Source organism: Pseudomonas segetis, from assembly GCF_900188155.1.
Taxonomy (GTDB): Bacteria; Pseudomonadota; Gammaproteobacteria; order Pseudomonadales; family Pseudomonadaceae; genus Aquipseudomonas; species Aquipseudomonas segetis.
Window position 1 is genome coordinate 1,021,725 of record NZ_FZOG01000002.1, and the last position, 20,602, is coordinate 1,042,326.

Below are 20,602 nucleotides of genomic sequence, written 5' to 3' on the forward strand. Positions count from 1 at the left end.
AGTTGAGATGTCGCGCACCTTGATCAGCAAAGACCCTGGCAACTTTAAAACCCTGCCATTGCGTGTCGAAGCCACTCCCGACGGACTGACCTACCAGGGTTACGGATGGCCGCTCAACTTCGATGAAATGCTTGAACGCCGAAAAGACGTAGATATCACCGACCCGCAACGTTTTTCGGTGGAACTGGCCAACCTTGGCGTTTCAGTGCGCCTGACACTGAACTGGCAAGGCCGGGAGTACTGGGTCTTGGTCCGCCAACGCCGCCTCGATCGGGGCGATGTCGTGCTCAAGCTGATATCGGGCTATGTTCCGGCTCACGAACTCAACCTGCCGCTGCTCACCGCCATTCAAGAAGTCGCGGAGGAATGCCTGCTGGAAACGCCGGAAGGCTGGCTCAGCGGCCGGTTTGGCGACACCTGGCTACCTGCTCCCTATCAGGGCACCCTGCATTATCGCGAAGCAGTCAACTTTAGTTTAAGCCCGCTCTCCGGCGCTGCTCGCCCGGTGCAGTGCGGCAACCTGAGATTACTGGAGCGCCCTCGCGCGTACGTACACCTGCCGACCGCTTCATTGCAGTTGGTTTACGACCTCAAGCTGGAATTGCCAAGAGAAGCTAAGCACCTGAGCCTGTTCCATGTCGATGAGTGCCTTGAAGACGGCAAGTTGGTTGCACGCTTGCAGCGCACCCGGCCCGACCTGTTCCTGATGCCCCTGGAACAAGGCCGCCCAACCGGCGAGCTGTACACCTTGCGCAAAGGGGTGCTCAAAGCCGCATCGACTCGCGGCATTTGGCTGGCCGAGAGCTTTGCCCCCCAGGACGGCTGGGTGGTACGAGACTCGCACATTCACTGGAAGGACTGGCTGCAGCAGCAAAAGCTGCAAGCAAAAACCAAACACGCGCCTAAAGCCGCAACCAGCGACATCCCCAACAACCCGCCACTCAAGGCAGCAGCTCATGCATAGAATCGTGCAAGCATGCAGCTACTTCAGTTCTGATGAAGTCTTGCCCAGCAAGCGACGGGCGATTATCAATAGCTGAATCTGTTGGGTGCCCTCGAAAATATCCAGGATTTTTGAGTCTCGCGCCCATTTTTCCAGCAACTCATCCTCGCCGTAACCCAGGGCACCGACCAACTCCACGCACGTCAAGGTCACTTCATTGGCCATTCGTCCGGCCTTGGCCTTGGCAATGGAGGCTTCTTTCGAGTTGGCAATCCGGTTGTCTGCCATCCATGCGGCTTTAAGGGTCAGCAATCGGGCAGCTTGCCAGTTGGCTTCGAGCTCGTACAACCTGGCTTCGGCATGACTGACGCTCAGTAGCGGCGCGGAGTAATCAAGCGGACAGCTTTTCCCGAGTAACTGGCGAGTACGATCAAGCGAGGCCTTGGCCACCCCAATGGCCATGCCGGCAACCAACGGCCGGGTGTTGTCAAAGGTTTCCATGACCCCGGCAAAACCCTTCTCGACATCAACTTCAGGCCGCCCCAACATGTTGCTGGCTGGCACCCGACAATCGTTGAAGCTGATGGATGCCGTGTCCGAAGCCTTGATACCGAGTTTTTTCTCCAGCCGCGTCACAGTCATGCCCGGCGTACCCTTCTTAACCACGAAGGATTTGATTGCCGCACGGCCAAGGGCCTTGTCCAGCGTGGCCCAAACCACTACCGCATCGGCGCGCTCGCCCGAGGTGACGAAAATCTTTTCACCATTGAGCACATATTCGTCACCCAGCTTTGTTGCAGTTGTGCGGATGGCAGCGGAATCCGAACCACAGCCTGGCTCAGTGATCGCCATTGCAGCCCAAACGCCCTTGAAGCGCTCAAGCTGCTGAGGGTTTGCCACTGCGGCTATCGCGGCGTTACCCAAGCCTTGGCGTGGCATCGCCAGCAACAAGCCGACGTCCCCCCAGCACAGCTCCATAATGCCCAGCAGGGCAGCCATATTGCCGCCGTTTTGGTTGGCATGATCCTGGCTGTCAACGCTACGCTTGCTGGCCGAGGTGGCCCCCACGGCCTCAGGCGAGCTGGCGTTCATTCCATCAAGCAACCCGGCGAGCAGATCCAGCTCACGCGGATAACTGTGTTCGGCTTTATCGTACTTGCGCGAGATTGGCCGGTAGTAACGCTCGGCGACCTGGTGAGCCTGGCTTACCAGCCCGCTGAATTTCTTCGGGATATCGAGGTTCATTGTCATTCCTCCAGGCAAAGTGGCCGGGACATGGCTGTCACTGGCTAGATCTGCAATCCACCCTTGAGCAGGGAGATGGCGCGAATGTCTCGATACCAGCGCTCTACTGGATGCTCCTTGGTAAACCCGTGCCCACCCAGCAACTGCACCGCGTCGGTAGCAATTTTCATCGATTTTTCGGCGCACAGGAGCTGGCTCAGGTAACTGGCCTGATGAAAAGGCTTGCCACGCTCAGCCCTCGAACAGGCGTTCCACACCATAAGTCGCATGGCGTCGATCTCGATTGCCATGTCGGCGATCATAAATGCCACCCCTTGGCGGTGGCTGATCGGCTCGGCAAAGGCGACCCGCTCGTTGCAGTAGCCAATAACGTAGTCCAGGGCCGCCTGGGCGGTGCCTACCGCCAACGCAGACCATGCCAGGTCGGCATAATCGAGGAAGCCCTCATAATTGAAATCCTGGGCACTCAAGCGTGCCTCAAGCGGTACTTTCACCGCATTTAACTGCACCCTGCAGGTACGGGCTGCCTTCAAGCCCATCGCCGGCTCGGCTTTACGCTGGACGCCCTTGCTAGCTGCCTCGACAATAAACAGCGCAGGCCCGCGCGCGGCCTGCGCAGCAACAATCAAGTGGCTTGCATCAAGGCCAGCAACCACCAGGCACTTCTCGCCCCTGAGCACATAATGCTTGCCCTTGCGGCGGGCTCGGGTCGTCATCTTGCGTGGGTCAAACAAGGGGTAAGGTTCATTGACCGCTATCGCCATACGAGGTCGGTCATTGTTGGCGAGAAAGCGTGGCAACCAGTACCGCTGCTGCTCGGCCGAGCCCCAGCGGCGAATGCAGTTGGCGCTGGACAATGGCACCAGCATAGTCGCGGCTAGGGATAAATCACCCTTGGCGAGTGCTTCGGCCATCAACGCATTGGTCAGTGCCGTACGCTCGCCCGCCATACCGCCGTCAAGCTCAGGCACCGCATAATGAACCAGGCCCAGCTCATCCATTTGCGTGAGTAACTGCGGTGCGACTGCCGCCTGCTCATCAGCCTCATGGGCCGCAGCGCGCAACACCTCGCTGGCGAAGCCTTCAAGCATCTCAACCAGCATTTTCTGCTCATCCGACAAGGACAGGTCAAAGAGTGCGCTCGAAGCCTGCAAGGCCAGACGGGGCTGGATTTTGGTGGAGCGTCGCGCGGCAAGCCTGAAACCTGCTCGCGCACTGCTGTAAACCAAGGTTTCGAAAGGTTTGCGTAACTTCAGGTAGTCGGGCCAGTCAGCCTGGGCGAAGCGATTAAGCAACGCCAGGGCATGGCCATTAACAGTCGATGGCATGGCATCACGCTCCTTGAGCGATGGATGATGCCGAAGATCATGCCGCTAGGCGGATAGCCAGACCATGACCGCACAGCCAGTGGCCAGTGGCGATGGAGCCAGTGGCCAGTATTGCGCAGCTTAACGATTACGAATCTTGTCCACTATTGCGGTGGTGGAGCTGTTCTCGACCAGGCCCAGCACCTTAACTTCACCACCATAGGCGGTGACGATATCAGCGCCGACGACTTTATCAATGGAGTAATCGCCGCCCTTGACCAGGACATCCGGCTGAACCAGCTTGAGCAGGTTTTCAGGGGTGTCTTCTGTAAAGCTCACCACCCAGTCCACAGCACCCAGCCCCGCCAGCACTGCCATGCGTCGATCAACCGAGTTTATCGGCCGGCCCGGCCCTTTGAGTCGGCTGACAGAGGCGTCGTCATTAACTGCCAACACCAGGCGGTCACCCTGGGCCCGCGCTTGCTCCAGATAGGTCACATGCCCGGCATGAAGTATGTCAAAGCAGCCGTTTGTGAAGACTATTTTCTCTCCGTGGGCGCGTGCATCTTCGATTGCAATAAGCAGTTGGTCGGGCCGCATCACGCCACGCTCGGAACCTTGCTCGCGCTGCACCGCACGGCGTAATTCAGGTGCACTGATAGCGGCCGTGCCGAGCTTGCCAACAACGATGCCAGCGGCCAGGTTGGCCAGCGCCACTGCCTGTGGCAACTCTTCGCCAGCTGCAATAGAGGCTGCCAGGGTTGAAATGACAGTGTCGCCCGCGCCGGTGACATCAAATACTTCACGCGCACGAGCGGGAAGGTGCAAGGGAGCAAATTGTGGACGCAACAGCGTCATGCCATGCTCACCGCGAGTAACCAGCAAGGCCCCAAGCTCCAGCTCCTGCATCAGCTTGGCGCCTTTGCTTACCAACTGGGCCTCATCGGTACAGATGCCAACAATCGCCTCGAACTCACTGAGGTTCGGCGTGATCAGGCTGGCACCTCGATAGACTGAAAAATCCTTGCCTTTCGGGTCAGCCAATACTGGAATGCCACGCTTGCGCGCAAGCTGGACCAGGGCTTGATGATTTCTCAGCGCGCCTTTGCCGTAATCGGACAGCACCAGCACCTTGACCCCATCAAGCAGCGCATCGACATCCTTGGCCAATGCATCGGAGTCGGTATTGAACAGCTCTTCGAAATCCATGCGCAGCAATTGCTGGTGTCGGCTCATGACCCGCAGTTTGACTATGGTTGGCTGGTCATGGATACGCTGAAAACGTGTCTTGACACCCACGCAGCTCAAGCTGGCGCTGAGGCTGTCGGCGGCTTCATCTTCGCCAGTGACACCCACCAGTGTGGCAGGCGCGCCCAGCGCGGCAATGTTCAAGGCAACGTTGGCCGCACCGCCCGGGCGGTCTTCAATTTGATCGACCTTGACTACTGGCACCGGCGCTTCGGGAGATATCCGCGAGGTTCCGCCATGCCAATAACGGTCGAGCATGACATCGCCCACAACTAACACCGGGGCTTGTTCAAAACGTGGCATGGACAACTTCATTTGGACTCCGAGGGCCTTCGATGGCGGTCGATAGTTTATCAGGCGTGATCGAGTGGTGCGTTTTCATCCAGACCCAGGGCATGCAAACGGGCGTAATAACCGTTCAATGCCAGGAGTTCGACATGGGTGCCCCGTTCCACAATCTGCCCCTGATCCATAACCAAGATAAGGTCTGCTTTTTCAATCGTCGATAACCGGTGGGCAATCACCAAGGTCGTGCGTCCTTTCATCACACGGTCCAGCGCCGCCTGGATATGTCGCTCCGACTCGGTATCCAGTGCAGAGGTGGCTTCATCAAGCACCAGTACCGGCGAGTCCTTGAGCAAGGCCCGGGCAATAGCCAAACGCTGGCGTTGGCCTCCGGAAAGCAGGACACCATTTTCGCCCACTTCGGTATCGAGCCCCTGGGGAAGCTTGTCGACAAACTCCTTGGCGTACGCCGCTTCCACAGCCTGTTCAATCGCTTCACGCGGTGCGCCAGCCAAATCGCCATAGGCGATGTTGTTGGCAACGGTGTCGTTGAACAATGTGGTCTGCTGGGTCACCAAGCCGATGTGGCGGCGCAGGTTGCGCAGCTTGTAATCCTCGACATCGACGCCGTCGAGCAGGATTTGTCCGCTTTCATGATGATAGAAGCGTGGAATCAGGTTTGCCAGGGTCGATTTACCACTGCCGGAACGTCCGACCAAGGCGACCATTTGCCCGGGCTCGGCAGTGAAATTGATGTTCTGCAGCACCTGTTTCTCGGCACTGGGGTATTTGAAGTTGAGATCCTTGATCTCCAGACGGCCGATGGCTTTGTCGACTTCGTAGGTACCGGTGTCAACCTCGGGCGCCTCATCCAACTGCTCGAAGATACTGTCGGCAGCCGCCAGGCCTTTCTGGATGGTGGCGCTGACCTCTGACAGCTGGCGGATCGGCTTTGGCAACAAGCCGGCAGCCGTGATGTAGGCGACCAAGTCCCCCGCAGTTGCATCACCGCGCAGATATAGAACCAAGAACAACAAAACAGCCATGGCGATGTAGATAACCAACTGCAGCATTGGGGTATAGACCGCTCCGGTCTTGGTCATTCTCAACTGCTTGAGGGTGTTGTCGCGACTTGCAGTCTCAAAACGGGCGGACTCATAGGTTTCCCCACCGAAACTGCGAACCACCCGATAGCCCTGAATGGTTTCCGAGGCCACGTGAGTGACGTCGCCCATTGCAACCTGGATCTTCTTGCTTTGCTTGCGGAATTTTTTGCTGGCACTGCTGACCATCACCGCGATGACCGGCAAGATCGCGAGCATGACCAACGTGAGGTGCCAGTTCATCCACAGCAAATAGCCGAACAGGAACACCACGGTCAGGCCTTCGCGAATCACGACCTTGATCGCATCCGTCGCGGCCCCGGTCACCATGGTTACATTGAAGGTGATCCGTGAAATCAGGTGGCCCGAGTTATGACTGTCAAAATAACGATTGGGCAAGCTCAGCAGGCTGTTGAACAATGAAGTGCGCAGGTCATGGACCAGGCTCAGAGAGACCTTGGCCAGATAGAAGTTACCCAGAAACGAACCCAGGCCCTGCCAGGCGGCAATCAGCACTATCAATAGCGGCACTGCCTGCAACAACTGCAGGTCTTGCAGGTAGGGCACGCTGGGAAAGAGCACCACCTGTGGATTGGACAAGCCATCAACGAAATACTTGAGAATCCCGGCAAGCATGGGCTGAGTCGAGGCAAAAATCACATAGCCAAGGATGCTCAGGCTAAAGTAGCCAATGTAAGGTTTTACATAGCTCAGTAGGCGAAAATATATTTTCAGACTGGTTGAGGCAGGAGTTTTAACGCTCATAGGGCTCGACGCACCGGTAGGATAAAAAAGTATATCACAGGCCCTCTATGTCTCGAGATGCACCTGTACTGCACGCATAAAACTGATCACAAATCAGCACATAAAGCCTACAAAAGCTCCATCTTCTGGGCAGATGAATTATGCTACGCGCCTTTCTAACAACCCCGTCCTGACAATGCAATCTACCTCGACAGCAAAAATAAGTGCAGGTGCACGGCTACATACGCTGCTTGAGCAGTACTGGATACCGCTTGGCTACATGGTGCTGCTGACCGGGCTGATCTGGGTGTCCGACACCAGTCTCTATACCAAGCTGTACTACGGTCTCTTTGCGTTCCCTGCACTGCTGGGGCTGGTATTGAGACCGCACTATATAAAGCAGTTGCTGCGCGAGCCTATCGTTATTTGCTTTGTGCTGTTTTCGGCCTGGCTGCTGATCAGCCTGGGCTGGAGCCTCACCGACTCCAGCCCCTCAAGCGTAGCAAAACGTCCCGTGTACGTACTGATGCTGTTTGTCGGATGCGCAATGATGGCGTGCCGGGATGAACAACTGTTGCTCAAGGCATTACAGTTCAGTGCGATCATCATGGCCATTGGCGCCGTGGTGAACCTGATCCAGTTTTTGCCGAACGCCAGCACTAGTGCCCGCTTGATCGGTACAGGCGCCATGCGCAACCCATTGCTTTCATCCCACGTATTCGGCTTTTTCTGCACCTACTGGCTAGCCTTTTGGGTCACACAACAAGGTCGATTCAACCGCTTTAGCATCCTTCTGGCCTTGCCATTGCTAGCAGTTCTGATCGAAACCGGATCGAGAACCCCCTTGATGGCGCTTTTTGCCGTAACCATCTGGCTGATGCTGATATCGGGTAAGAAAGGCCTTTATCTGTTTCTCGCTGTCTGCCTGGCGGGCGCCGCACTGTACTTTTTCCTACCCGGCACACTGATGTCCCGAGGTTTTTCCTACCGCCCGGAAATCTGGCAGCAAGCCCTGGCCATCGCCCAAGAGAAGCTCTGGCTGGGCCACGGCTATCAAAGTGAGTTCATTTTCAACGCCGGCGGACGCAAGCTGGAAGACCCGCACAATGTCGAACTGGCGGTATTGCTCGATACCGGCCTGATCGGGCTGACACTCTGGTTTGCCATGTATGCCGCGCTGTTACGCAAGACGGTGGAACTGCGGCACGACAAGACCATTCAACTGGTGTCTGCCCTGGCCTGTTATGGGGTGTTCGCCGGACTCACCGAGGGCAGCGCCTTTCTTTCCAGGCCAAACGAGAACTGGTTTCTGACCTGGATTCCGGTTGCGCTTTTTGCTGCCTTGTCTATTCGCCAACGTATGCAGGCCCCAGCATGACCACGCTGACGCAAGCACAACTGAAGGCAAGACTGGAAGGCTCGAAAACCATTGAGGAAGATGGCCATGGCCTGAAGGTCGCAGAACTTGCCGACGGCAGCTTCCTCAAGCTGTTTCGACGCAAGCGCCTGCTCTCCTCGGCACTGTGGGCACCGCCCTCGGTACGTTTCGCCCGTAATGCCGAGCGCTTGATCGCACTGGGTATTCCAGCGCCAGTAACCCTGGAGCTAATCCTGGTTCCGGAGCTGGAACTCAACGGCCTGCGCTACGAGCCCGTTGCCGGTGTCACCCTGCGCAACCACTGGCGCGAACTCAATCCAGAGCAACTGGAAGAGCAACTGTTCAAATTCGGTACCTTTCTCGGCCGCGTGCATCAGTCCGGGATCTACTTCCGCTCCCTGCACCTGGGAAATGTCTTGAGCATGCCCGATGGCCAGTATGCGCTGATTGACGTGTCCGACATGAAGATATTCTCGCGACCGCTCTCGGCGTGGCAGCGCGCGCGCAATGTCCAGCACCTGCTGCGCTATCAGGAAGACGCCACCTGGCTGGCCAATGAGCACCAGGCAACACTGCTACGCGGTTATGCCCAAAGCGCCGGGCCATCTGCTGCCGCACAATTAGCCCAGGCCTTTGCCAGGCATAGACAGCGCGTCAGTTAAGCCGCGCTGCCCAATCGGCAATTCAGGCGGGCATCAGGTAACGGCCAAATGCACGCAGCGTCTTGGTGTTCCAGGCACTGACGGGCAAACGCCTGATAAGCTCCCGGGCCAGTTTTTTATCTGTGCGAGCACACCTGACCAACATGGAGTTGATAAAGCGATTACATACGTCCGGATAGCGCGGGTGATCGCTAAAGCAGGCGTATGTGGCCAGGACGTTATCAATCATGAATCGCAAGTTTTTATAGGTATTGGTGTCGTGCATCCGGTATTGCGCCAAGACTTCCTGCAACACATCGATATAGTAGCCAGCCTGGGTAATCTTCAGCTCGATATACAGGTCTTCAAGACGGATTTCCGGGTTAAAGCCGCCAACCTTCTCCAGCGCTTCACGGCGAAACAGCAAGGTGGGCGCAGGCGCAATCGGTTCGGTCTTGAGAAATACTGCGTCAAAATCCATACGCCTTGCAGCACGAATGCGCTGCCTTTCCCTTACCCGCCCCTGGCTGTCTATTCTTTCGATATTACCCGCGCAGATGCCAGCCTCGGGCGCCGTTGCCATATGGGCGACCTGTAACGCTATGCGCTCGGGAAACATGATGTCATCCGAGCCAAAAGGCGCGATAAGGCTACCCTTGGACAAGGCGATGGCCTGATTCAAGGTTCTTGAGAGCCCCTGGTTCTGTTGTGCCTTGAAATAGAAGCCGTGCTGCTGTTGCAATGCGCTAATGCGCTCGACGCTATCATCGCTTGAGCCGTCATCTATAACCATCAGCTCGATATTTGGATAGGTCTGGGCCAATACACTTTTGATGCTTTCTTCGATGTACTGGGCATGGTTGTACGAGGCGATAATCACCGTAACCAAAGGGGATTCAAGCAACTTATCCATGGGGCAAAGCCTCTGTAATGCTTATCTGTTCGATCAAATCTCGGTAGTGTTGCTGATAGTCAGCGATAGAGTGAGACCGACACACGTAGGCATAGGCACTACTCCCCTTGGCTTGCAACTCCTCGGCGGACAGGGATAACACCTTCTCCATTTGCTCAGCCAACGCCGGGACATCCTTGACCGGGAACAGATAGCCCTGGCTATCTTCAAGAATGGATTTGAGGCTGTCGATATCAGAGCCGATCACCGTCAAATGCCCAGCCATTGCCTCAAGCATCGCCAGTGGCAAGCCCTCGGAAAGCGAAGGCATCATAAAGACGTCAAAGGCCTTAACGTATTGCTGTGCATCGTTGCGGTCACCGACAAGATGCACGCGCCCTTGCAACCCCAGGCGCTCGATGCCGTGCTCCAGTTCAGCCCGCGTGCGACCTTCACCGATAATCACTAGCTGCGCATTCGGGTGGTCATCCTTGATCAGGGCGAACGCTTCTAGCAGATAGATATGCCCCTTGACCGGAACCAGGCGGCCGATGGCACCGAAGATGAACGGCTCTGGCGCAATCCCCAGCGCCTCCCGCGCCTGCTGGCGCGACAACTGGATGCTTTCAGCGCGCTGAATATCAATTGCGTTGTCAATCCTCAGGGTATTGGCCGCTGTAAAGCCGCCACCGCAATTGAGCAGGTATTCATATACGGCGCGGGAAACCGCCACAATCCGCCAGTTTCCAGTCAAGAGCCTGCGCGTTTCCCAGCGCCGGTAGGCGCGGTCGAAATCGCCAACGCCATGCTGGACGCCAATGCAAAGCGAAATGTTCAACCAACGGTTGAGCAGCATCAGCAGGCTTATTGGCTTGAATCGATGGGCAATCACCACATCGAATGACTCGGCACGGCAGAATGCATACAACCGGAACAAGGCCTTGAGACGCAACCCTTTGAGCTGCGACTGGCTGAGATCAAAGTAAACCGTGCGAGATGCGACGCTCTGCACTGGCGCTTCGCTTGGAGCGCTCGACAGAAAGGCATTGACCACTTCGACCCGATCCGTCGGCAGACCCTGAATGATCTGCTCAGCCAAGCCTGAAATACCTATGTTGTAGCTGCCCTGCAATTGTAGAACCTTGAGTCTGCGCGACATTAACGCCCTCTCAGCAAGAGCTTCAGTGCCTTGCGGGTATAAGACCAATTTGTTATTAGACGCCAGTCTGCTTGTAGCGCTTTGCGGTAGAAACCCAGGCTGGCTTGCCGCTCGCCGGCACTGTAGAAGGTGCGGAACAATGAAGCACAACGCTGGGCAGTGAAGCTGCGCTTCAAGTCCTGTAGCTCAGCCGGCATGCGAACCGGATCGAACACTTCGTCGACCAGCGTCAGCCCGGTTTCATACGCAAACTTCAAGTTATGCCTCAAGCTCGTCGGGTGCTTATAGATAAACGCCAGGGGCTGGTCCAAGGCCGTACAGGGAAAGCGCGCCAACACCTGGGCAAATACCGGGATATCCTCGGCACTGCGAAATGTTTCGGGATAGTTGCCTGGCGCAAAGACCTCGCGATGCATGGCGCAGGCACCATTGCTCACAGCAATGGTTTTCTTTATCAGGTAGCCGGAGACACGTTCACGGGCGGTACGGGGAATGACTGGCGCCTGGCGCTGACGATGCTTGCCATCGACAGCCACTGACCAGAACCCGCCAATGACCATGCGCGTCTCGGGATTGTCCTGGATATGCTCGGTCAAGGCCGACAGGGCTCCGGGCGCCATTTCATCATCGGCATCAAGGAAGACCAGGTACTGGCCGGTGGCTTGCTTGATTCCAAGATTACGCGCCGAGGCCGAGCCGCCATTGGCCTTGCTCACAATCCGAAAACGCCCCTGGTTTTGAGCCTGTAACTGTTCGAGCACCTGCAAGGTATGATCAGTGGAACCATCGTTTATCACCAGCAGGTCGGCGGCGGCTTCGCCAAGCTGCGAGACCACCGACTCGACTGCCCGCGATATCTTCTCCGCGTAGTTATACGCGGGGATGATCACGCTGATCAGGGGTTCAGACATCGTCGAACCAGTCCACGCCGTCTTTGACAACCAGGATATCTTCCATGATCAGGTACTGCAGATCCGAACCATAGAACATGTTGAGCGCGTCGGTTGGCGAGCAGATCATGGCCTCGCCGCGCCGGTTCAGCGAGGTGTTCAGTGAAACGCCGTTGCCGGTGAGGTTTTCCAGCTCTTTCATCATGTCGTAGTAACGCGGGTTGTATTCACGCTTGAGCACCTGGGCGCGTGAAGTACCGTCTTCGTGAACCACTTCAGAGACCCGGGTTTTCCACTCTTCATTGACTTCAAAGGTGAAGGTCATGAAGGGCGAAGGATGATCGACCTTGAGCATCTGCGGGCCCACGGTATCCAGCATCGACGGGCAGAACGGGCGCCAGCGCTCACGGAACTTGATCTGTTCGTTAATCCGGTTGGCCACACCGGCAATGCTCGGGCAACCGACAATGGATCGTCCGCCCAATGCACGCGGACCAAACTCCATGCGGCCCTGGAACCAGGCCACTGGATTGCCCGCGACCATGATCTTGGCGATGCGCTGGGGCATGTTGTCGATGTGCTTGAAAACCGGCTTGCTCGGATGACGCGCACAGGCCGCAATGACATCTTCATTGGAGTAAGACGGCCCGAGGTAGACGTGTTCCATCTTCTCGACCGGCACACCGCGCTGGGTCGACACATAAGCCGCAGCGCCAACCGCGGTCCCCGCATCACCAGCTGCTGGCTGCACGAACAGTTCCTTGACCTCAGGACGAGCGATGATTTTCTGATTGAGCTTCACGTTCAAGGCGCTGCCGCCAGCAAAGGCAATCTTGCCGGTTTCCTTGATGATGTCGCCCAGGTAGTAATCCATCATCTGCAGCGCCAGTTTCTCAAACAGTGCCTGAATGCTGGCGGCATAATGGATGTATGGGTCATCCGCGATATCGCCTTCTCGCTTTGGACCAAGCCAGTCGATCAGCTTTTGCGAGAAGTAGAAGCCCTTGCCGTTTTCCTTGTAGCGGCGCAGGCCAATCACGTTGGCGTACTCGGTGTTGATCACCAGTTCGCCGTTTTCAAAGGACGCAAGGCGCGACAAATCGTACTTGGATGCGTCGCCATAAGGCGCCATGCCCATGACCTTGAACTCACCATCGAGCATTTCAAAGCCAAGGAACTCGGTCATGGCGCCATAGAGGCCGCCGAGCGAGTCCGGATCAAAGAATTCTTTGATTTTGTGGATCTTGCCGTTCTCGCCATAACCGAAGAAGGTCGTAGCGTATTCGCCCTTACCATCAATGCCGAGGATCGCCGTTTTCTCGGTGAACCCGGAGCAGTGATAGGCGCTGGAAGCGTGGGCCAAATGGTGCTCCACGGCTTCGATCTTGACCTTCTTCAGGTCAAAGCCAAGCTGTTCCAGACACCATTTGATCTTGTTGCGGTAGCGCTTGTAGCGACGGTTGCCGGTCAGGATCGCATCCAGTGCGCGATCCGGCGCATACCAGTAGCGCTTGGCATAGTGCCAACGTGCCTTGTCAAAAATGCTGATCGGCGCAAAGGGAATGGCGACGACATCGACATCAGACGGCTTGATCCCCGCTTGTTCAAGACAGAACTTTGCCGATTCATAGGGCATGCGGTTTTTTGCATGCTTGTCTCGCACGAAGCGCTCTTCTTCTGCAGCTGCGATCAACTTGCCGTCGATATACAGTGCAGCCGATGGGTCATGGCTCAGTGCGCCAGATAATCCAAGAATCGTCAGTGCCACAGGGTAAACCTCTTGAAATCTGCCGCGCAGAACAAAGCGCGGCGCAAAATTTATTTACATAGCCTTGATGGCTACTTACACCAGCAGGCCTCGACACTCAGTCTTCAGCGGCCTCGCCAGGCTTGGGTAAACGTTGATCAAGTAACTGGTGCAAGCGACTGCCTGCTGGCCAATTACGCAGAAACCGTGCCCGGTCACGGGCAAATGCCGGTGCAAAACTACGCTCAGACCCATGCTGTTGCATCGAATCAAGATCAATCAAGGCCCAGCGATTCTCTTGCCACAGTATGTTGGTGCCCTTGAGGTCACCATGGCTGATCCGCTCGCGCTTGAGCGCTGCAAACAACTCATCCAGGGCGCCAAGCTCGGATTCTGCAGGCATCGACTGCGAATCTGCTGCGGCATGGGGCTCAAAACGGCTGATTATATCCTCACCGGCAAGATGTTCGGTAATCAGATATGCCCGGCGTCGTAACCAAAAGCTGCGCAACTCCAGCATGGCCAGCGGCAGGGGAGTGGCAATGCCCAAAAACGCCAGGCGATTACCTTCACACCAGCTATGCCAGGCCCGACTCGGACGCCAGAAGCGTTTTAGCCAGTGCATGAAGTTCTTGATGTTATAGCGCTTGACTACCAGTTTGCGCTCGCCCAACTGCACTTGGGTGACCGTTGATGAGCCTCCGAGCTTGAGCGCCTTGCCCGCCTCGATTGCCGCATCTGGATTGACCAACAGAGGCTCAAGCCCGGCTTGCTCGTCACGTTTGAAAATACGCAGCAGCGATGCCCCACGCTGCACACTGAACAGGCTGCAGTCGCGCCCGAGCTTGTGCATGTAGTCGCCCAGGCGCCAGCGACGAACCTTGGCTATTTCCTTCTGCAATGCCTCAAGCGGCAAGGCATGTTCGCCATTGACCAGCACATAGTGAACCAGCAGCTCTTCAAGGTGGCCGTCGACACTGGCCGGTAACTGTGCAAAGAAAACACCCAGGTTAGCCAACACCTTGTCGCGACTCAGTGCCTGACCCGGCACTTCAGCACGAACGCCACCGCCATCGACCAGGTAAAGTTGGTCGGCACGGCGCATCAGGTTGTCGAGGTGTAAATCATCCTGCCAAAGGCCACGGCTATGCATTTGCGCAATGACCGCAAGCGCTTCGCCCAAAAGTGCCTGCTGGGCCGCGCTAAGTGCAGCCTGTGCCGGCAGCTGGCGCCATGCATCGGCCAGGCTCTGCGCATTGTCCAGGTATTCAAAGAGCAGCCAGCCACCCTCGGCGCTTGAGCCATGCTCCAGCAACCTGGGGGTCAGCAAGCCTTGCGCCGCGAGCGCCTGGGCACCGTCAAGCTCGCGTTGGAAATGCCGCTGGGCGCTGGCGCCCGTCAGAATCTTCGCCAGTACTGGCTGTTCATTCCACAAAGCCTTGCCGACATAACGCTGGCCGGGAAGCACACGCAACAGACTCTGCAACTGTATTGCCGACTGAGCAACACCTTCAACGAGCAAGGGCAGCTCAGGCGAGCGCCCCGCTCCCTTGAGCTCACCGAGCCTCATGCGCTCACCGCCTTGGCTTTGCGGCGCTTGGTCAAGCGTTCAAGCCAATGATCCATATTTGCCCTGGACCCCAGATAGGCACTGAGGAAACGCTGAATATCAGCGTCTTGCCAGACCTGTGCCCGGCGCAGCAAGGGCTCGATATCCTTGACCCGGTCACGCTCCCCCCACAACACAGGGCGGGTTTTCTCCAGATCAATCAGTTGCGCTGCAAATGCCTCTCCGCGTGGCTGCAAGAAGATATGCTTGGGATAAAAGCAGCCGTGGATCTGGCCGCGCCCATGCAGCCGCCGGGCCAGCAGCCCGCACGCATCAAGCACCGCATTGCGTTGCGCCAGTGGCATTGCAGGCCAGTCTTGCAATACCTGGTCGAGGTCTTGCCAGTTATCCAGGGCGCGGGTCAGCAGCACGGCTCGCTGCTCACCGGCCACTCTACGCTGGGCATAGAACACGGCTTGCAACGCCGGTATGCCAAGCTCGGTATAACGCTGGATATTGCGAAACTCACGCGAAAACGTCGGCTCGCCAAATGGGTGCGACAAGGTATGCGTCAGGTAATTGCTCTGGCGCTTGAGGTAAAAGGCCTTATCTTCCAACTCCAGGCGAAACACTGTGCTCCAACCGCCACGCTCGGTGTTTGGTTCGTCCACGGCCTCGAGCTTGAGCGCCCAAAGCGCATCGAAGCTATCCAGGCCATTGCGCGCAAGGAGTTGCTGTTCCTCGCTGGCGATAAAATCTTTCACTCTCGCCCCTCGAAGAATTTCAGGATTTGGCCAATATTCTTTTTATCACGCATATCCAACCGCTGATGCCCGCTGTATTGCATATAAAAGCGCAAGCGCTGGGTGCGCGACAAGGTGTACTTGGCCACTTTATCGAGGCAGGCCAGGTCTTTGATAATGCGGTACCGCAGGAAAACGCCCCACCAAAAACCACCGGTCGGGCAGTCAATCAGAAAGACCTTGCCCTGGCTGTCGACCAGCACATTGCGCCACTTTAGATCATTGTGCGTGAAGTTATTGTCGTGCATGCGGCGTGTCAGCGTTGCGATCTGCTCGCTGACCTGACGCACCCAGCCACCCTGCTTCAAGCGTGGATCCTGAGCATTGGCCATGGCAGCCAGGTCTTGCGTATTCGGCAGTTCCTGGGTCACCAGGGCTCCACGCACAAAGGCGCCATTGTTACGCTCAAGGCCCGAGGCAACCACTTTCGATGTTGGTATGTCCCACTTGGCGAAACGCTTCAGATTGCGAGATTCAGTGCGCACCCGCGTACGCCCGATATAACGCCTGAAGCCCTTGCCAGCGCTCTTGTAACGCTTGACGTAGTAGCGCACCCCTTCACGCTCAACCCGAATAACCTCGGAGATTGGATCGCGGGTAATCGGGTCGCCTTGCAAAGCAAAAACTGCATCCAAACTGCCAAAATCCTTGGCCAAGCCACTGTAAGCGGCCTCCAGTTTCCAACCCGCCATTACAGTGCGCCCCCATAACGCTCTTTACGCGCATAAAGCTTTGCCACCTGGCGCTCCAGTTGCGCCAGTAAAGGTTGTTCTTCGGCAAGGATCTGCCGCAGCGGCCGCGCACGACCCGCAGCGGCAAAGTAGTCTCGCAGAAAACGATATTTATCACGCTCGGTCAGACCAATCTCCAGCGCCGAATAGTACAAAGCGCTGAGGTCTTTATCACGCCAGCGACGCGGTACTGCGTCACGCAGCTGGGCACGGTGCAGGTCAATCACCGAGAGCTTGAAGTCGTCCGCCACAACCGTTTTTTCAGTGTGCAGCAAGAAATGGCAAATGTAGCAGTCGCGATGATTCACTCCGGCGCGATGCATTTGTCCAACCATCTGCGCCACACGCTTGATCAGCGCGCGCTTGAGACCTGGCTGGGGCGGTTGCGCCGGCCAATCGACAGCGTAGTCTTCAAGGCTGATGGTCGGCGCCAGCTCTTCGGTAATGATGAATGAATGCTGTCGCGCCGGGTTGCTGCCGCGCTCACCAAAAGCCACGCAGGTCATGGTGTCAATGCCTACCCTTTGCAGACGCTCGATCGCATCATGCTCTTGGCGCGCGCCCAGCACGGGCAGCTTGGCCACAAGCAGGTTCTTGACGATCTCACCCCAGCCAATGCCACGATGGATCTTCACAAAAAAACCACGCCCGTCCACCACCGTACGCAGCGTGCGGCGTCCATCCAGCTCGCGGTAAACCTCGCCTTGCAGCTGTTCGACCTCTACAAAGGGGTCCTTGCCGGCCCACAGGGTTTTGAACGGTTCGTTCAATATCACTTGCATGGGCGCTCCGCCAATATCACATCAGCCGCATGTTGCGGCATGCTGTATAGATCCGCGTGATCGGCGTAGGCCAATCCATTTCGCTGCCAGCTTGCCCGCTGCTGGTCATCGGCCAACATCTCGGCCAGCATTGTATTCAAGCGCTGTTGTTCAAAGGGGCTGGGCAATACTCGCCCGGCATCGGCATCACTGATGTAGTGGGCATAGCCGCACACATCGGTTACCAACACCGGCAGCCCGGCAACCAGGGCCTCGAGCAATACCGTGCCAGTGTTTTCGTTATAGGCGGGGTGAATCAATAAATCAGCCCCCAGCAAGAACCGCGGAATATCGCTGCGGCCCTTGAGAATTTGCACCTGATCCGACAAACCCAGGGCTTTGACCTGCAGTAAAAAGGGTGTCGGATCATCCTGGCCAATCGCGATCAGCCGTGTGCGCTTCTTCAGCTCCCGCGGCAGTGCGGCCAGTGCCTTCAAGCTGCGATCAAGGCCCTTGGTCTTGAACCCGGAGCCAATTTGCACCAGCAACAGATCATCATCGGCCAGCTTGAACTCGCGGCGAAACCCGGCACGGATCTCGGCAGCGTTAGCAGGTGCGCGGCGGTCCTGGGCGATACCCGGCGGCAGCAGATGAAAGCGCTCGAGCGGAGTCTGGTAATGCTTGATGAACAGCGGCTGCTGGACCTCGGAGATCATCAGCACCTCGGTCTTTGACTCCGGCGCAAACACCGCGCGCTCGTAATCGGCGAAGTGCTTGTAGCGCCCCCATTTGCGGTAGATCGAGTTGCGCAGGTTTTGCGCCTTGTCCTCAAAGCAGCCGTCGGCGGCATAGTAGACATCAAGCCCTGGCATCTTGTTGAAACCGACCACGCGGTCGACTGGACGTCGTTCCAGGTCCGCCTTGATCCAAGCGGTAAGCTTCTTGTTGCGCCAATGATTGAACAGCGCCTTGACCGGCACCACCACGACCTCGAAACCTTCGGGTATCTCACCCTCCCAAATGGGTGTGTACACGCGAATGCTATGGCCGCGTTGCTGGCATTCAAGGGCGATGCGCATGAAATCGCGCTGCAGGCCGCCGAACGGGAAATATTTATAGAGAACAAAAGCCAGACGCATTACACCGCCCCCCGGTTTGAAAGCAGCGTGTCCAGCTCAGCCGCAACCTGGCTCGCTGGTAGATTTTCAAAACATGGCTTATGCCGGTCACCCGACCCTGCATTCGGGCCTGTGGCGCACAGGTGTACCTGCGAACGACCGTACGCACCTACCCGCCCGGGCAATGTTGGCCCATACAAGGAGATGCTCGGCACATCGAGTGCCGCCGCCAGATGGCCCAGTCCGGTATCGACTGCAACGCAGGCTTGCGCACCGGCGATGACCTTGGCCATGCCCGCCAGGTTCAACTTAGGCAGAACCTGGGCCTTGTCAAAGCCACTGACAATACGTTCGGCGCGAGCCTTCTCGGCCTCATTGCCCCACGGCAGACGTACGGCCCAACCTTGCTGGCTCATCAACCCTACCAGCTCGCGCCAGTTGGCTTCCGGCCAATGCTTACTGGCCCAGGTCGTGCCGTGCAGGAACAACAAGTAAGGCTCGCCCACGTCCCCGGCCATTGCCACGCGATCAAGACCGTAGTCAGCCCCGTGCCCGGCCAACGAATACCCCAGGGCCTGGGCAAAGAGCTGGCGCACTCGCTCCAGGGCATGCTGCTCGCGCGGTACGGCATAGCGCCGGTCGTAAAAGCGACAGGCAATTGGCTCGCGCGCCGAATCACGATCTAGCCCGGCAACCGGCGCGTCGACATAGCGCGTCAACAAGGCGCTTTTCAGCAAGCCCTGGGCATCGATGACCAAGTCGTAGCGGGTTTCGCGCAAGCGTGCCTTGAACCGGCTCCACTCGCCATTTTTCAAGGTTTGCAGCAGGTTTTTCCGCCAGCGACGGATCGCCACGGGAATAACCTGGGCCACGGCGGGATGCCATGCCGGTATCTCGGCAAAGCCTTCCTCGACCACCCAGTCAAACTGGATACCGGGAATTGCCCGCGCAGCATCAGTCAACGCAGGCAAGGTATGCACTACATCGCCAAGCGAAGATGTTTTGACTAGCAGAACTCGCACTATTGCACCTCAGCCGGGTCAGCCACCAAGCGATCCAACGCTTCAATGACTGGACGAGGCTTTAGCTGGCGCAGGCAATTGTAGTGACCAAACCGGCAGGTACGATCAAAGCATGGACTGCACTCGATCCCCAGGCGGACAATTTCCACCTGTTCGGCCAGTGGCGGGGTGAATTGCGGCGAAGTAGAGCCGTACACCGAAACCAGCGGACGCCCCAGCGCTGCGGCAACATGCATCAAGCCAGAGTCGTTGGAGACCACGGCCTGGGCACATGAGAGCAGATCGATCGCTTCGGCCAGGCTGGTATCACCCGACAGGTTGCTGACCTCTTCACGCAAGCCGGGGATCAGGCGACTGCGAATATCTTCGCCAACAGCATGGTCATTCTTCGAGCCAAACAGCCACACTTGCCAGCCCGCGCGAATCTTCAGCTCTGCAACCTTGGCGTAATGCTCACTCGGCCAGCGCTTGGCCTCACCGAACTCAGCACCGGGACAGAGCGCCAGCACCGGACGATCAAGACTCAGTCCAAACTTGGCCAGCGCCGCATCACGGCTGACTGGATCGATCTCCAGCAATGGCTTCGGATACGGCTTTGGCAGCTCAGCGCCCGGTTCGAATGCCAGCGCCATAAAGCGCTCGATCATCAGCGGATAACGCTCTTTGTCCAGCGTGCGCACGTCATTGAGCAGGCCGTAGCGCATCTCGCCTTTCCAGCCCGTGCGCTTGACAATGCCGGCAAAAAACGGCACCAATGCCGACTTCAGCGAATTAGGCAGCAAGATTGCCTGGTCGTACTGGCCCTTGAGCGACTTGCCGATTTTGCGTCGCGTCGCCAACTGCAGTACGCCGTGGCCCAGGGGGAAGCTGAGCGCGCTGCGCACTTCAGGCATGCGTTCAAGGATCGGTCGGCTCCAGTCTGGCGCCAGAACGTCAATTTCGCAGCCGGGATAGCGCACCTTGAGACACTGGAACAGTGTCTGCGCCATCACCATGTCACCCACCCAACTAGGGCCTACGATCAGTATTTTCATGC

Annotated in this window: 18 protein-coding genes; 3 read left to right on the top strand and 15 right to left on the bottom strand. The window is 57.3% G+C overall.

From position 1 onward, the window contains the following. Nucleotides 1–7 precede the first annotated feature (7 nt). Complete coding sequence (locus tag CHB79_RS10575) at nucleotides 8–964, top strand: metal ABC transporter ATPase (protein ID WP_089359819.1); 957 nt, start codon at nucleotides 8–10, stop codon at nucleotides 962–964. A gap of 18 nt (nucleotides 965–982) precedes the next feature. Here the strand turns inward: CHB79_RS10575 and CHB79_RS10580 are convergent, their stop codons facing one another. The 4 genes from CHB79_RS10580 to msbA all read right to left on the bottom strand — a co-directional run bounded on the left by CHB79_RS10580 (nucleotide 983) and on the right by msbA (nucleotide 6,896). Further along, nucleotides 983–2,188 (bottom strand): acyl-CoA dehydrogenase family protein, encoded by a 1,206-nt coding sequence (locus CHB79_RS10580; RefSeq protein WP_089359820.1) that lies wholly within the window; start codon nucleotides 2,186–2,188, stop codon nucleotides 983–985. 44 nt (nucleotides 2,189–2,232) lie between these two features. Then, a complete protein-coding gene (locus CHB79_RS10585) occupies nucleotides 2,233–3,516 on the bottom strand; it encodes an acyl-CoA dehydrogenase family protein (protein WP_089359821.1) in 1,284 nt (427 codons plus the stop codon). Nucleotides 3,517–3,636: 120 nt separating this feature from the next. Further along, entirely contained in the window at nucleotides 3,637–5,058 is a 1,422-nt protein-coding gene (gene hldE / locus CHB79_RS10590; RefSeq protein WP_089359822.1) for a bifunctional D-glycero-beta-D-manno-heptose-7-phosphate kinase/D-glycero-beta-D-manno-heptose 1-phosphate adenylyltransferase HldE, read from the bottom strand. A gap of 38 nt (nucleotides 5,059–5,096) precedes the next feature. Beyond that, entirely contained in the window at nucleotides 5,097–6,896 is a 1,800-nt protein-coding gene (msbA, locus tag CHB79_RS10595) for a lipid A export permease/ATP-binding protein MsbA (RefSeq protein WP_089359823.1), read from the bottom strand. 175 nt (nucleotides 6,897–7,071) lie between these two features. On the opposite strand from msbA, the gene CHB79_RS10600 reads away from it, so the two are divergent. Then, nucleotides 7,072–8,253, top strand: coding sequence for an O-antigen ligase family protein (locus CHB79_RS10600; protein ID WP_245851428.1), 1,182 nt, complete (start codon nucleotides 7,072–7,074; stop codon nucleotides 8,251–8,253). After that, complete coding sequence (locus CHB79_RS10605) at nucleotides 8,250–8,915, top strand: BUD32 family EKC/KEOPS complex subunit (protein ID WP_089359825.1); 666 nt, start codon at nucleotides 8,250–8,252, stop codon at nucleotides 8,913–8,915. The genes CHB79_RS10600 and CHB79_RS10605 overlap by 4 nt, the downstream gene beginning before the upstream one ends. 22 nt (nucleotides 8,916–8,937) lie before the next feature. Here CHB79_RS10605 and CHB79_RS10610 read toward each other — a convergent pair whose 3' ends face one another. The 11 genes from CHB79_RS10610 to waaF form a co-directional block, all read right to left on the bottom strand. Further along, the gene (locus CHB79_RS10610; RefSeq protein WP_089359826.1) at nucleotides 8,938–9,807 is read right to left on the bottom strand and encodes a glycosyltransferase; all 870 of its coding nucleotides are present in this window, start codon (nucleotides 9,805–9,807) and stop codon (nucleotides 8,938–8,940) included. Then, complete coding sequence (locus tag CHB79_RS10615) at nucleotides 9,800–10,945, bottom strand: glycosyltransferase family 4 protein (protein ID WP_089359827.1); 1,146 nt, start codon at nucleotides 10,943–10,945, stop codon at nucleotides 9,800–9,802. Before CHB79_RS10615 ends, CHB79_RS10610 begins: the two co-directional genes overlap by 8 nt. Then, nucleotides 10,945–11,856, bottom strand: coding sequence for a glycosyltransferase family 2 protein (locus CHB79_RS10620; RefSeq protein WP_089359828.1), 912 nt, complete (start codon nucleotides 11,854–11,856; stop codon nucleotides 10,945–10,947). The genes CHB79_RS10615 and CHB79_RS10620 overlap by 1 nt, the downstream gene beginning before the upstream one ends. Then, entirely contained in the window at nucleotides 11,849–13,603 is a 1,755-nt protein-coding gene (locus tag CHB79_RS10625; protein WP_089359829.1) for a carbamoyltransferase family protein, read from the bottom strand. Before CHB79_RS10625 ends, CHB79_RS10620 begins: the two co-directional genes overlap by 8 nt. A 97-nt stretch (nucleotides 13,604–13,700) precedes the next feature. Further along, nucleotides 13,701–15,152 carry a lipopolysaccharide kinase InaA family protein gene (locus CHB79_RS10630; RefSeq protein WP_089359830.1) on the bottom strand — a complete coding sequence of 484 codons (1,452 nt, stop codon included), beginning with the start codon at nucleotides 15,150–15,152 and terminating at the stop codon, nucleotides 13,701–13,703. Then, the gene (locus CHB79_RS10635; RefSeq protein WP_010488471.1) at nucleotides 15,149–15,895 is read right to left on the bottom strand and encodes a lipopolysaccharide kinase InaA family protein; all 747 of its coding nucleotides are present in this window, start codon (nucleotides 15,893–15,895) and stop codon (nucleotides 15,149–15,151) included. The genes CHB79_RS10630 and CHB79_RS10635 overlap by 4 nt, the downstream gene beginning before the upstream one ends. Next, nucleotides 15,892–16,626, bottom strand: coding sequence for a lipopolysaccharide kinase InaA family protein (locus tag CHB79_RS10640; protein WP_010488474.1), 735 nt, complete (start codon nucleotides 16,624–16,626; stop codon nucleotides 15,892–15,894). Before CHB79_RS10640 ends, CHB79_RS10635 begins: the two co-directional genes overlap by 4 nt. Further along, nucleotides 16,626–17,447 (bottom strand): lipopolysaccharide core heptose(I) kinase RfaP, encoded by an 822-nt coding sequence (gene rfaP / locus CHB79_RS10645; protein WP_089359831.1) that lies wholly within the window; start codon nucleotides 17,445–17,447, stop codon nucleotides 16,626–16,628. The genes CHB79_RS10640 and rfaP overlap by 1 nt, the downstream gene beginning before the upstream one ends. Continuing rightward, a complete protein-coding gene (locus tag CHB79_RS10650; protein WP_089359832.1) occupies nucleotides 17,438–18,565 on the bottom strand; it encodes a glycosyltransferase family 4 protein in 1,128 nt (375 codons plus the stop codon). Before CHB79_RS10650 ends, rfaP begins: the two co-directional genes overlap by 10 nt. Further along, nucleotides 18,565–19,566, bottom strand: a complete 1,002-nt coding sequence (waaC, locus tag CHB79_RS10655; RefSeq protein ID WP_089359833.1) for a lipopolysaccharide heptosyltransferase I — start codon at nucleotides 19,564–19,566, stop codon at nucleotides 18,565–18,567. Before waaC ends, CHB79_RS10650 begins: the two co-directional genes overlap by 1 nt. Continuing rightward, the gene (gene waaF, locus CHB79_RS10660) at nucleotides 19,566–20,600 is read right to left on the bottom strand and encodes a lipopolysaccharide heptosyltransferase II (protein ID WP_089359834.1); all 1,035 of its coding nucleotides are present in this window, start codon (nucleotides 20,598–20,600) and stop codon (nucleotides 19,566–19,568) included. The genes waaC and waaF overlap by 1 nt, the downstream gene beginning before the upstream one ends. Nucleotides 20,601–20,602 lie beyond the last annotated feature (2 nt).

Excerpts from the sequence above, each read along its gene's own strand:
- CHB79_RS10575 (WP_089359819.1), top strand. The coding sequence starts at position 8 with ATGTCGCGCACCTTGATCAGCAAAGACCCTGGCAACTTTAAAACCCTG.
- CHB79_RS10580 (WP_089359820.1), bottom strand. The coding sequence starts at position 2,188 with ATGAACCTCGATATCCCGAAGAAATTCAGCGGGCTGGTAAGCCAGGCT.
- CHB79_RS10585 (WP_089359821.1), bottom strand. The coding sequence starts at position 3,516 with ATGCCATCGACTGTTAATGGCCATGCCCTGGCGTTGCTTAATCGCTTC.
- hldE (WP_089359822.1), bottom strand. The coding sequence starts at position 5,058 with ATGAAGTTGTCCATGCCACGTTTTGAACAAGCCCCGGTGTTAGTTGTG.
- msbA (WP_089359823.1), bottom strand. The coding sequence starts at position 6,896 with ATGAGCGTTAAAACTCCTGCCTCAACCAGTCTGAAAATATATTTTCGC.
- CHB79_RS10600 (WP_245851428.1), top strand. The coding sequence starts at position 7,072 with ATGCAATCTACCTCGACAGCAAAAATAAGTGCAGGTGCACGGCTACAT.
- CHB79_RS10605 (WP_089359825.1), top strand. The coding sequence starts at position 8,250 with ATGACCACGCTGACGCAAGCACAACTGAAGGCAAGACTGGAAGGCTCG.
- CHB79_RS10610 (WP_089359826.1), bottom strand. The coding sequence starts at position 9,807 with ATGGATAAGTTGCTTGAATCCCCTTTGGTTACGGTGATTATCGCCTCG.
- CHB79_RS10615 (WP_089359827.1), bottom strand. The coding sequence starts at position 10,945 with ATGTCGCGCAGACTCAAGGTTCTACAATTGCAGGGCAGCTACAACATA.
- CHB79_RS10620 (WP_089359828.1), bottom strand. The coding sequence starts at position 11,856 with ATGTCTGAACCCCTGATCAGCGTGATCATCCCCGCGTATAACTACGCG.
- CHB79_RS10630 (WP_089359830.1), bottom strand. The coding sequence starts at position 15,152 with ATGAGGCTCGGTGAGCTCAAGGGAGCGGGGCGCTCGCCTGAGCTGCCC.
- CHB79_RS10640 (WP_010488474.1), bottom strand. The coding sequence starts at position 16,626 with ATGGCGGGTTGGAAACTGGAGGCCGCTTACAGTGGCTTGGCCAAGGAT.
- rfaP (WP_089359831.1), bottom strand. The coding sequence starts at position 17,447 with ATGCAAGTGATATTGAACGAACCGTTCAAAACCCTGTGGGCCGGCAAG.
- CHB79_RS10650 (WP_089359832.1), bottom strand. The coding sequence starts at position 18,565 with ATGCGTCTGGCTTTTGTTCTCTATAAATATTTCCCGTTCGGCGGCCTG.
- waaF (WP_089359834.1), bottom strand. The coding sequence starts at position 20,600 with ATGAAAATACTGATCGTAGGCCCTAGTTGGGTGGGTGACATGGTGATG.